Raw genomic sequence first — 11,653 nt, 5'->3', positions numbered from 1 at the left:
GGTGGGTGCCTATGACGGGTTGGTCACCACCTGGGTGGTGGTCCCGGCGGACGGCGCGTAGTTGACGCTGCCGTTGTAGTTGGCGGTGACGGTGTACGTCCCCTTCGGCAGCGGGTTGAACGTCGCGGAGGCGGAGCCGTTCACCAGGTTCACCGTCTGCAGGAAGGGCCCGGCCGTGAGCACGCCTGTGGGGACCGCCAGACGGCCGGAGAGGCCCGGCGCCATGAGCGGGGCGGGCCCTCCGGCCAGGTGGACGACCGTGCGGGAGGCCGGGTCGATGACGGCGACACGTTTCCCATGGCGGTCGGTGAGGACGGTGAGCCCGTCCGGGCGATGCGGAATGAGCATGACGGCGCGCCTTCCACTCCTCCGGAAAGGATGGGCGGCCCGCCGGAAACTGACGGACCCAGTAACCCATTCCGGTGAGGCGCGAGGCAACGCCGCACACCCCGCATCACCCGAACGGCGGAGCGCGGAGAGGCCCGGTCAGACCTTGGCTGCCGTCGAGGCGCCGCTGTCGCCGGCGCCGTCGTCCGTGCCCCCGCCCGCCGCCGCGTGCTCGGCCAGCACGCCCGTACGGTGGCGCTGGACGAACCAGTAGTAGGCGAAGCCGCCGAGCGCGACCGTCCCCACGAAGAGGAACGCGCCCCAGCGCAGATACCAGTGGTGCGGGGGAGCCGCGTTGTAGACCGCGTCCCGCGGCCAGGCCAGGTTGAGGGTCATGCCCGCGCCCCACAGCACCGCGAGCACATTGACCGGCAGCCCGAACCGCCCCAGCGAGAACCGCCCCTCACCCGCCGGAGTCCACCGGCCCCGCACCCTGGCCACCAGCATCGGCAGCGTGACCAGCAGATACGCCACGTAGATCATGATGATCCCGATGCTGGTCACCACCGAGAAGATCTGCGGCTGACGGATGTTGACGGCCAGCACGGCCAGCGCGAGCAGGCCGACGATCACCGCGGGCAGCACCGGGGTCTGGAAGCGCGGGCTCACCCGGGCCATCAGCGACGCGGCGGGCAGGTTGTTGTCCCGGGACATCGCGAACGCCAGCCGTACGGCCGCGGTGTGCACCGCCAGCGCGCACACCGTCACCGCGATCAGCACGCACCACAGCATCGCCTTGCCGACCGTCGGCCCCAGCACGTCCAGCACCACGTACTGCAGACCGTCCGTGGACAGCCCCTTGCCGGTCAGGCTCCCGACGCTCATCAGAGCCAGCAGCAGGATCAGCCCGCCCAGCACGAAGGACGCGATCAGCGCGCGCAGGATCGCCCGGGGCGCGTTGCGCGAGGGGTCCAGGGATTCCTCGCCGAGGGACGCCGCCGTGTCGAAGCCGTACATGACGTACGCGGAGGCCAGCGAGGCGGTGAGGAAGGCGCCCAGATAGCCGAGGTTCTGCCCGGAACCGGTGTGCGCGGTGTCCGTGACGACACCCGGGCCGCGCACCACGTGGACGGCGAGGAGGACGATCAGCACGACCGTGGCGACGAGTTCGAGGAACACCCCGGCCGTGTTGATCCGGGCCATCAGCTTGACCCCGAAGGCGTTGACCAGCGTGGTGAAGAGGATGAGCACGGCGGCCAGCAGCACCGCGTTGGTCGCCGTGTCGTACGTACCGGAGCCGTCCCCGATGAACTGGAACGACGAGGATATCTGCGGCAGCGTGAGCTGATAGGCGAGGGCGACGGCGGCCAGCGACACGATGGAGGCGACCAGCATCATCCACCCGGCCAGCCAGCCCACATGCGCGTTGCCCAGCCGCTTCGACCAGTTGTAGACGGATCCGGCGACCGGATGGCGGGCGGCCAGCTCGGCGAAGCACAGCGCGACCATGAGCTGTCCGGCGAAGACCATGGGCCAGGACCACCAGTAGGCGGGTCCGCCCTGGGCGAAGCCGAAGTAGAAGAGCTGGAAGGTGCCGGTGAGGATGGAGATGTAGCTGATCCCGGCGGCGAAGGTGTGGAAGCTGCCGAGGGTTCTCTTCAGTTCGGGGCGGTAGCCGAACTCGGTGAGTTCGGCGTCATCCTGTGCGGTGGACACAGTGGACACTCCAATATCGGGCGAGCGGGCCCTGCATGAGTCAGGTGAACCAACCCTGTGGCCTGGGGTGCGTGTTGCACCAGATGTGTTTCGCCTCCCGATATTCGGCCAGCCCGCTCGGCCCCAGTTCCCGCCCCGTCCCCGACTGCTTGAACCCGCCCCACTCCGCCTGCGGCACCGACGGGTGGTAATCGTTGATCCATACGGTGCCCAGCCGCAGCCGGGACGCGACCCGCCGCGCCCGCCCCTCGTCGCAGGACCACACCGCCCCGGCCAGCCCGTACACCGTGTCGTTGGCGAGCCGTATCGCCTCCTCCTCCGAGGTGAAACGTTCCACCGTGAGGACCGGCCCGAAGGACTCGTCGGCCAGTACCGACATCCCGCTGTGGCAGGAGTCGAGCACCGTCGGCCGGTAGTAGAAGCCGTCCCGCAGCTCCGGATCCTCCGGCCGGGAGCCGCCGCAGCGCAGCCGGGCGCCCTCCGCGAGCCCGGTGGCCACGTACGCCTCGACCTTGGCCCGGTGCGCGGCCGAGATCAGCGGACCGGTCTGGGCCCGCTCGTCGAACGGCCCGCCGAGCCGGATCTTCCGGGCGCGCCGCACCACCTCCTCCACGAAGGCGTCGTGCACCGGGTTCTGCACCAGCAGCCGGGCACCGGCCGAGCAGACCTGCCCCGAGTGCAGGAAGACGGCGGTGAGCGCGTAGTCGACGGCGGTCTCGAAGTCCGCGTCCGCGAACACGATGTTGGGGTTCTTGCCGCCCAGCTCCAGAAAGGTCCGCTTGACCGTGCCGGAGGCCGCGGCCATGACGCGGCGCCCGGTCCGCAGGCCGCCGGTGAAGGACACCAGGTCCACATCGGGGTTGTCGGTGAGCGGGGCGCCCGCCTCGGCACCCGGCCCCAGCACCAGATTGGCCGCCCCGCCCGGCAGTCCCGCCTCGTCCAGCAGCCGCATCAGCGCGATGGCCGTGGACGGGGTCAGCTCGCTGGGCTTGAGGACGATGGCGTTGCCCGCGGCGAGCGCGGGCGCCACCTTCCACGCGGTCTGCAGCAGCGGATAGTTCCACGGGGTGATCAGCGCGCAGACCCCGACCGGTTCGTGGACGACCCGGCTGACGGCGCCCTCGGTACCGGTGTCCACGATCCGGTCCGCCTCGGTGCGCACCAGCTGCCCGTAGTAGCGGAAGCACGCGATCACATCGTCGACATCCCCCTCGCTCTCCACCAGCCGCTTCCCGGTGTCCAGGGACTCCGCCCGGGCCAGGGCCGCCCTGTCGCGGACCAGCAGACCGGCGACCCGCAGCAGCAGATCCCCGCGGTCGGCGACCGGCGTACGCGGCCACGGGCCGTGGTCGAACGCCTGCCGGGCGGCGGCCACCGCCTCGGCCGCGTCCTTGCCGCCGCCCTCGTCGACGACCGCCACCAGCGAGCCGTCGGCCGGACATCTGATCTCCCGGGTGCGCTCGTCGACCGCCCCGGTCCACTCGCCGCCTATGAAGAGATCCCTCACGGGCATTCCTCCGCTTCCGGGGCCGGGACCTGGTCGGTCACCCATCGGTGGAAGGCCCCGATGTGGTGTTCGCTGGGCACGAGCACCCCGCCGCGGCGGTACGCGCGCGAGTCCATGGCGGGCTGGGTGCGCTCACAGGCGTCGAAGTCCTGGACGTTGACCCGGTGGAACAGCTCGACCGACTTGGACAGATCCCGCTCCGACGCCACCACCTCCGGCGCGTACAGCCAGTCGCAGCTGATCAGCGTGCGGTCGGCGGCGAGCGGGAACATCCGGTGGACGATCACATGGTCGGGGACCAGGTTGATGAAGACCTGCGGCCGCACGGTGATCGCGTAGTAGCGGCGGTCCTGTTCGTCGGCGATGCCGCTGAACCGGTCGAAGCCCGCGCTGCCGTCCACCGTGAACCCCTGGGCCTCCTCGGCGAACTCGGCACCGTGCCCCACGAAGTACTGCGCCGCCAGGCCGTCGGCGAACTCCGGCAGCACCTCGGTGAGTTCGGGGTGGATCGTGGCGCAGTGGTAGCACTCCATGAAGTTCTCGATGATCAGCTTCCAGTTGGCCTTGATGTCGTAGTCGATCCGGCGGCCGAGCGACAGCCCCGCCACGCCGTACCGCTCCACGGCCTCGGCGTCGCCGAGCCGCTCGGCGACCGCCCCGACGACGGTCTCCTCGAACGACGGCGGCTCATCGGCCAGGCACACCCAGGCGTACCCCAGCCATTCGCGCAGCCGCACCGGCAGCAGCCCGCGCTCGGTGCGGTCCACATCGGGCATCCGCTGCAGATTCGGGGCGGCGGTCAGCCGTCCGTCCAGGTCGTACGTCCAGGCGTGGTACGGGCACTGGAGCGAGCGCCGCACCGTGCCCGACTCCTCGGTGCACAGCCGGGCGCCGCGATGGCGGCAGATATTGAGGAACGCGCGCAGCTCACCGGCGCGGTTGCGGGTGATCAGCACGCTCTCACGGCCCACCCGCACGGTGCGGAACGCCCCCGGCCGGTCCAGATCGGCGCTGCGCGCCGCGCAGAACCACATCGCCTCGAACAGATGCTCCTGTTCCCGCCGGAAGACGGCGGGGGAGGTGTACCAGTGGCCGGGAAGGGTGGTGATCAGACTGGGGGACGTGGCGGCGGGGGATTCGGGAGCCACGGTCATGGAATTCTCCGTAAGGTGGGCGCGGCGGTGGTCGGCCGACGGGAGGTCGAAGAGGTCGATCGGGCGCGGGGTGTCACCGGCGGATGCGGTCCATGCCCGGATCGAAGAGGGGTTCGGTGGCGACGGTCGCGGGGACCTTCTCCCCGAAGTACTCGATGTGGACGGCAGTGCCGGGGACGGCCACGTCGGCGGGCAGCCAGGCGTAGGCGACGGTGCGGCCGATGGTGTAGCCGTACGCGGCGCTGGTCACGTAACCCGCGGGCAGCCCGGCCTCGCCGACGGCGTACACCGGCTCCTTGCCCATGACGATCGCGGCAGGATCGTCCAGGGTGAGGCAGGCCAGCCTGCGCCGCGCCGTCCCCTCGCCGCGGCCCTCCAGGGCGGCGCGGCCCACGAAGTCGCCCTTGTTCATCCGGACGGCGAAGCCGACGCCCGCCTCGTACGGATCGTGCTCGGTGGTCATGTCATGGCCCCAGGCCCGGTAGCCCTTCTCCAGCCGCAGGCTGTTGAAGGCGGAGCGCCCGGCGGCGATCACCCCGTGCCGCTGCCCGGCCTCCCACAGCGTGTCCCACAGCCGCAGGCCCAGGTCGGCGGTGGTGTACAGCTCCCAGCCCAGCTCACCGACGTAGCTCAGCCGCATCGCGGTCACCGGGACATGGCCGATGTAGGTGCGCCGGGCCTTGAAGTAGCCGAACGCCCGGTGCGAGAAGTCGTCCGGGGCCAGCGGCTGGACCAGTTCCCGGGCGAGCGGGCCCCACACCCCGACGCAGCAGGTGCCGGGCGTGATGTCGGCGATGTGGATGCCGTCGGGCGCGTGGCGCAGCAGCCAGTCCAGGTCGAGGCCGCTGTTCGCGCCCACTTGGAAGCGGTCCTCCGCGAGGCGTGCGACGGTCAGATCGCTGCGTACGCCCCCGGCCTCGTCCAGCAGCAGGGTGTAGGTGACCGCGCCCGGCTTCTTCGCGAGCTGGTTGGTGGTCATGCGCTGCAGGAAGTCCAGGGCGCCGGGGCCGGAGACCTCCAGCCGCTTGAGCGGGGTCATGTCGTACAGCGCGACCCGCTCCCGGGTGGCCTTGGCCTCGGCGGCGGCGATCGGCGACCAGTAGCGGGCCGACCAGGCGTCGCGGGCGGGCAGTTCGAGCCCCTCGGCGAGCGGGGCGTTGGCCTCGTACCAGTGCGGCCGCTCCCAGCCCCCGCCCTCCAGGAAGTACGCGCCCAGCTCCCGCTGGCGCCCGTAGAAGGGGCTGACCCGCAGCGGGCGCGGCCGCTCCATGGGCTGCAGCGGATGGATGACGTCGTAGACCTCGGCGAAGCTCTGCGCACCGCGCTCGGCGATGTAGGCGGGGGAGGTCTGGGCGTCCTCGAAGCGGTACGGATCGCATGCGTGGACGTCGGTGGACGGCCGTCCGTCGGTCATCCACTCGGCGACGGCCTTGGCGACGCCCGCGGAGTGGGTCACCCACACCGCCTCGGCCAGCCAGAAGCCGCGCACCTCACGGGACTCGCCGATGACCGGCATTCCGTCGGGGGTGAAGGAGAAGACCCCGTTGAAGCCCTCCTCGACGCGGCTTTCGCCGAGCGCCGGGATCAGCCCGACGCTGTCCTCCCAGCTGGGCGCGAAGTCCGCCTCGGTGAACGGCAGCGAGGACGGCATCACCGGCGCGTCGTCGTAGGCGGGCACCGCGGCAGGGTCGACCGGCATCGGGCGGTGGGCGTAAGTGCCGATGCCGATGCGGTCGGTGTGCTCGCGGAAGTACAGATCGCGGTCCTGGAAGCGCAGCAGCGGCCGGCTCGCCTCGGTCCGCGGGTCGTTCACCCCGGCCAGCTCCGGCAGCGGCGCGGTCTTCGCGTACTGGTGAGCGAGCGGCAGCAGGGGGACGCGGACGCCCGCCATCGCGCCGATCAGCGGACCCCAGAACCCGGCCGCCGAGACGACGATGTCGGCGGGGAAGGTGCCCCGGTCGGTGACGACCGCGGTGACCCGGCCGCCCTCCTGCTCGATGCCGGTGACGGTGTGCCGCTCCAGGAAGCGGGCGCCGCGCGCGGTGGCCCGCTCCATCTGGGCACGGCAGGCGAGCAGCGCGCGGGCCAGCCCGTCGTCCGGGGTGTGGAAGCCGCCGAGGATCTTCTCCGGGTCGAGCAGCGGCCACAGCTCGGCGCACCGGGCGGGGGTGAGCAGTTCGCCCCGGACGCCCCAGGACGCGGCGAGCCCCGCCTTGCGGTGCAGATCGGCCCAGCGCTCCTCGCTGGTGGCGATCTCCAGACCGCCGACCGGGTTGAAGCAGGACAGCCCGTCGGCCTCCAGCGCGGAGAACTTCTCCACCGTGTAGACGGCGAACTCGGTGAGGGTCTTGGAGGGGCTGGTACGGAACACCAGCCCGGGCGCGTGCGAGGTCGAGCCGCCGGGGGCGGGCAGCGGGCCCTGCTCCAGGACCGTGACCCCGGTCCAGCCGCGGGCGGTCAGCTCGTCGGCGAGCGAGCAGCCGACGATCCCGGCGCCGACGATGACGACGCGCCGGTCTTTCTGACTACCCATCATGTCCCCGGCCATCACATCCCTGGTCATCACAGCACCACCACCGAGCGCAGCACCTCACCGCGCTGCATCTTGGCGAACGCGGGCTCCACCTCGTCCAGCGTGATCGTCTCGCTGACGAACGCGTCCAGGTCGAGCTTGCGGCTGAGGTGGAGGTCGATCAGGACGGGGAAGTCCCGGCTGGGCAGACAGTCCCCGTACCAGGACGCCTTGAGCGCACCGCCCCGCCCGAACACGTCGATCAGCGGCAGCTCGATGCGCATCTCCGGGTCGGGCACCCCCACCTGCACCAGCGTTCCGGCCAGATCGCGCATGTAGAAGCCCTGGCGGTAGGTCTCGGGATGGCCCACCGCGTCGATGACGATGTCGGCGCCCACGCCCCCGGTCAGCTCGCGGACCGCCTCGACCGGGTCCGTACCCCGGGAGTTGACGGTGTCGGTGGCGCCGAAGCGGGTGGCCGCGTCCAGCTTGGCGTCGTCGATGTCCACGGCGATCACCCGGCGCGCCCCGGCCAGCGCGGACGCGGCGATCGCCGCGTTGCCGACCCCGCCGCAGCCGATGACCGCGACGGTGTCGCCGTTGGACACCCCGCCGGTGTGCACGGCCGCGCCGTAGCCGGCCATCACCCCGCAGCCGATCAGCCCGGCCGCCTCGGGGCGGGCCGACGGGTCGATCTTCACCGCCTGCCCCGCCGCGACCAGCGTCTTCTCGGCGAACGCGCCGATGCCGAGCGCCGGGCTCAGCCGGGTGCCGTCGGAGAGGGTCATGGGCTGGGCGGCGTTGCGGCTCTCGAAGCAGTACCAGGGGCGGCCGCGGCGGCAGGAGCGGCAGGCGCCGCAGGGCGCGCGCCAGGCCAGCACCACATAGTCACCGGGGGCCAGCCCGGTGACCCCCGGGCCCACGGCCTCGACGATCCCGGCCGCCTCATGCCCCAGCAGATACGGGAATTCGTCGCCGATGGCGCCGTCCCGGTAGTGCAGATCGGTGTGGCATACCCCGCACGCCTGGACCCCCACCAGCACCTCGCCGGGTCCGGGATCGGGCACGAGGACCGGCAGCACCTCCACGGGTGCGCCCCTTTTCAGCGCGACGACGGCGCGGACTTCTTGCGGCATGGCTCACTCCTCTGTTCTCCTGCGCTGGCAGGGACCGGTGCGTGGGAGCTGGCACGAGCTGGATGAGCTACAGGGAAGAGGTGGGGAAGCCAGCCGGTTCAAGGGCCGCTGGTTACCCCTCAGTTGCGTATGACGCGGCGTGTTGCGCGATGAGGGACATCCTGAAAGCCGCGTCCACGACGCGTCAAGAGGTACGCGCAAACCGTCCGTAAACCAGCGCTGACAGTGGGTTTCCCACCCAGCGCACGACGAAGGGGCCGGATCGAATCCGGCCCCTTCGGGTGGGTGATGGCGTTATCCGGTCAGCCGGGGAAGCCCATGCGGCGGGACAGCTCCTCGGCGGCCTTCATGGCCTGCTCGGCGAGATCCAGCAGCTGGCTCTGGGCCATCCGGTACACCGGACCCGACACGCCGATCGCCCCGATGACCGCGCCGTCGTGGCCGCGCACCGGGGCCGCGACCGCGTTCAGCCCGATCTCCAGCTCCTCGCACGAGTAGGCGAAACCGCGCTCGGCGGCGGTCTCCAACTGCTGCCGCAGCTCGGCCGATGTGGTGATGGTGTGCTCGGTGAACCGCGGCAGCTTCCGCGTCACCAGACGCTCCCGCCGCTCGCCGCTCAGATGGGCCAGCAGCATCTTGCCGCTGGCGGTCGCGTGGAGCGCGGTGCGCCGCCCCAGCCAGTTGTAGGCCGTCACGGCGGCGGCCCCGCGCGCCTGCATGATGTTGACCGCCGCGTCCCCGTCCAGGACCGCGATGTTGGCCGTCTCGCCGGTCTCGTCGGCCAGCGCCCGGCACACCGGGGCGCCCTCCTGCGAGATGTCGAGCCGGATGGCGGCCGCACCCGCCAGTCTCAGCACCCCGGCGCCCAGGTAGTACTTCCCGCGGTCGCGCTCCTGGTCCACCAGGCCGCGGTTCTCCAGCACGCCCAGCAGCCGGAACGCGGTCGACTTGTGTACTCCCAGCTCATCGGCGATCTCGGTCACTCCGGCCTCGCCGAGTTTGGCGAGGATCTCCAGGACGCTGACCGCCCTGTCCACCGACTGCACTGCCCCGGCGGCCCCCCGCTTTTCCTCGGCCCGGTCCTCGGTCGTGTTCGTCATGGGTCTGATCTCACCATCCGGCGGCTCCGAGTGGGGCCTCTCGACGGGCAACTCTTGACGGCTGCCCTCCTAATCTGGATTCTGTTGCGCATCGCGCATTTCGATGCGCCATTCACAACGCATGATACCGATCAATGTGAGGGGGGCCAATGATTCCCGTCTGCCGTATCGAGGATCTGCCGGAAGGCGAGTCGGTGCGCATCGAGGCCGGCGACAGCCACGCGGCGATCGCGGTGTTCCACTCCGAGGGCGCGTTCTACGCCGTCGACGACACCTGCAGCCACCAGGACGCCTCCCTCTCCGAAGGCTGGGTCGAAGGCTGCTACGTCGAATGCCCGCTGCATGCCGCCCTGTTCGATCTGCGCTCCGGCATGCCCACCTGTCTGCCCGCCCGCAAGCCGGTACGGACGCATGCGGTCACGGTGGTCGACGGAATGCTCCATGTCCACCCCCTGGTGCCCGCTGCCCAGGAAGAAGCCGTCGCATGATGCGGACGGTCACCGTCGTCGGGGCCTCGCTCGCGGGACTGCACGCGGCGCGGGGCCTGCGCGACCAGGGCTACGACGGGCGGCTGGTGATCGTCGGCGAGGAGCGCCACCGCCCGTACGACCGCCCTCCCCTGTCGAAGGCGTTCCTGACCGGTGAGGACCCAACCGGTGATGACCTGACCGCTCAGGGCCCGACCGGTGAGGACCCGACCGGTGACGGCGAGCCGGACGGGGGCCTCGGCCCGCTCGCCCTCACCGACCCCGAGGACGAGGCCGAACTGGACGCCGAGTGGCTGCTCGGCGTCCGGGCCGACCGGCTGGACCCCGCGGCGGGCGCGGTCGGGCTGGCCGACGGCCGCACCCTGCGCACCGACGGCGTCGTCATCGCCACCGGGGCCGCGCCCCGGACGCTGCGCGCCGTCGCCCCGCCCGGGGTGCACACCCTGCGCACCCTCGACGACGCCCGGCGGCTGCGAGCCGAGCTGAGGGCGGGGGCGGGGCGGGTCGTCGTCATCGGCGCCGGTTTCATCGGCGCCGAGGTCGCCTCCTCCTGTGCCGCGCTCGGTCTCGACGTGACCGTGGTGGAGGCCGCGCCGCTGCCGCTCGTCCCGCAACTGGGGGAGCGCATGGCCCGGGCGTGCGCCGCCCTGCACGCCGCGCACGGCGTGACCCTGCTGTGCGGCACCGGCGTCGCCACCCTGCGCGGCACCGACCGCGTCACCGGTGTCGAACTCGCCGACGGCCGGGTGCTGCCCGCCGACGTGGTGGTCGTCGGGGTCGGGGTGCGCCCGGTCACCGGATGGCTGGAAGGCTCGGGACTGGCCCTGGACGACGGGGTGCTGTGCGACGAGGGCTGCGCCACCGCGCTGCCGTCCGTCGTCGCCGTCGGCGACGTGGCCCGCCTCGCCCTGCCCGGTACGGGACGCACCGTACGGGCCGAGCACTGGACCAGCGCCGCCGAACAGGGCGCGGTCGCCGCCCGCAACCTGCTCGCCGGGACCACCGTCCAGCCCTTCGGCGCGCTGCCCTACTTCTGGTCCGACCAGTACGGCGCGCGCATCCAGTTCGCCGGCCGGCGCGAACCCGGCGACACCGTCCGGATCGCCGAGGGCGATCCCGAGGAGGACCCGGGCGGCGGCTTCCTCGCCGTCTACGAGCGCGACGCGATCCCCACCGCCGTGCTCGCCGTCAACCGCCCCAAACCCTTTACGCGGCTGCGCCGCGAGCTCGCCCGCGCTCCCCGGCTCGCCGCGCGCTGACCGCCTCCTTACGGGCCCGCCGGCGCTGCCGGCGCATCTCCCGCGCCGTGCTGCTGGGCCGGGACACCACCCCGTAACGCTGGTTCCACACCTGGCGGGTCACCCAGACGTCCAGCACCCCCCAGGTCGCCACCACCGTGCTCGCCACCGCGATGAGCACGGCGGGGAAGGCGAACCACGAACCGGCGAACGCGCACAGCACCGCCACCATCGCCAGCACCATCGTCACCGCCACGATGATGACCGCCCGCACCGCCGACGTGCGCACCGGATCGGGCAGCCGCCGTCTGCCGGCCGGCTCCTCGGTCCACAGCCGGCCGGCCCCTGGTGCCGGGATGTCGCGATCCTTGTCCAAGGCGTCCATGACGTTCCCACCCCTTTCGGCGCTGCCCCGGTCCGGTCGGTCACACATGGCGGGACTTGGGTCGTATGCACCCCTAGTGTGCCTTGTTGG

General features: G+C 71.9%; 10 protein-coding genes. 2 read left to right on the top strand and 8 right to left on the bottom strand.

Annotation, left to right across the window (positions count from 1 at the left end):
* Positions 1-9: 9 nt before the first annotated feature.
* From ACFZCY_RS39410 to ACFZCY_RS39380, 7 genes are all read right to left on the bottom strand, one after another.
* On the bottom strand, positions 10-348 hold the full coding sequence (locus ACFZCY_RS39410; protein WP_391184863.1) for an Ig-like domain repeat protein: 339 nt from the start codon (positions 346-348) through the stop codon (positions 10-12).
* Positions 349-486: 138 nt separating this feature from the next.
* Positions 487-2,052: an amino acid permease gene (locus ACFZCY_RS39405; RefSeq protein ID WP_391184860.1), complete on the bottom strand. Its 1,566-nt coding sequence runs from the start codon at positions 2,050-2,052 to the stop codon at positions 487-489.
* 31 nt (positions 2,053-2,083) lie between these two features.
* Positions 2,084-3,550 (bottom strand): aldehyde dehydrogenase family protein, encoded by a 1,467-nt coding sequence (locus ACFZCY_RS39400; RefSeq protein ID WP_391184857.1) that lies wholly within the window; start codon positions 3,548-3,550, stop codon positions 2,084-2,086.
* Positions 3,547-4,704, bottom strand: a complete 1,158-nt coding sequence (locus ACFZCY_RS39395; protein WP_391184854.1) for an SRPBCC family protein — start codon at positions 4,702-4,704, stop codon at positions 3,547-3,549. The genes ACFZCY_RS39400 and ACFZCY_RS39395 overlap by 4 nt, the downstream gene beginning before the upstream one ends.
* 73 nt (positions 4,705-4,777) lie before the next feature.
* Positions 4,778-7,267 carry an FAD-dependent oxidoreductase gene (locus ACFZCY_RS39390; protein ID WP_391184851.1) on the bottom strand — a complete coding sequence of 830 codons (2,490 nt, stop codon included), beginning with the start codon at positions 7,265-7,267 and terminating at the stop codon, positions 4,778-4,780.
* Complete coding sequence (locus ACFZCY_RS39385; protein WP_391184848.1) at positions 7,267-8,352, bottom strand: S-(hydroxymethyl)mycothiol dehydrogenase; 1,086 nt, start codon at positions 8,350-8,352, stop codon at positions 7,267-7,269. The genes ACFZCY_RS39390 and ACFZCY_RS39385 overlap by 1 nt, the downstream gene beginning before the upstream one ends.
* 302 nt (positions 8,353-8,654) lie before the next feature.
* Positions 8,655-9,452 (bottom strand): IclR family transcriptional regulator C-terminal domain-containing protein, encoded by a 798-nt coding sequence (locus ACFZCY_RS39380; protein WP_391184845.1) that lies wholly within the window; start codon positions 9,450-9,452, stop codon positions 8,655-8,657.
* Positions 9,453-9,601: 149 nt separating this feature from the next.
* Between ACFZCY_RS39380 and ACFZCY_RS39375 the strand changes: the two genes are divergently transcribed.
* On the top strand, positions 9,602-9,940 hold the full coding sequence (locus ACFZCY_RS39375; protein WP_055556460.1) for a bifunctional 3-phenylpropionate/cinnamic acid dioxygenase ferredoxin subunit: 339 nt from the start codon (positions 9,602-9,604) through the stop codon (positions 9,938-9,940).
* Positions 9,940-11,199: an FAD-dependent oxidoreductase gene (locus ACFZCY_RS39370; RefSeq protein ID WP_391185009.1), complete on the top strand. Its 1,260-nt coding sequence runs from the start codon at positions 9,940-9,942 to the stop codon at positions 11,197-11,199. Before ACFZCY_RS39375 ends, ACFZCY_RS39370 begins: the two co-directional genes overlap by 1 nt.
* On the opposite strand, the gene ACFZCY_RS39365 is transcribed toward ACFZCY_RS39370, so the two are convergent.
* Positions 11,147-11,563: a hypothetical protein gene (locus ACFZCY_RS39365; protein ID WP_391184841.1), complete on the bottom strand. Its 417-nt coding sequence runs from the start codon at positions 11,561-11,563 to the stop codon at positions 11,147-11,149. The two genes, ACFZCY_RS39370 and ACFZCY_RS39365, sit on opposite strands and share 53 nt — an antisense overlap.
* Positions 11,564-11,653: the final 90 nt, after the last annotated feature.

Origin of the sequence: Streptomyces sp. NPDC007983, assembly GCF_042958345.1 — a bacterium.
Taxonomy (GTDB): domain Bacteria; phylum Actinomycetota; class Actinomycetes; order Streptomycetales; family Streptomycetaceae; genus Streptomyces.
Note: the sequence above shows the minus strand (reverse complement) of the source record. Positions and strands in the feature narration are given on the sequence as shown.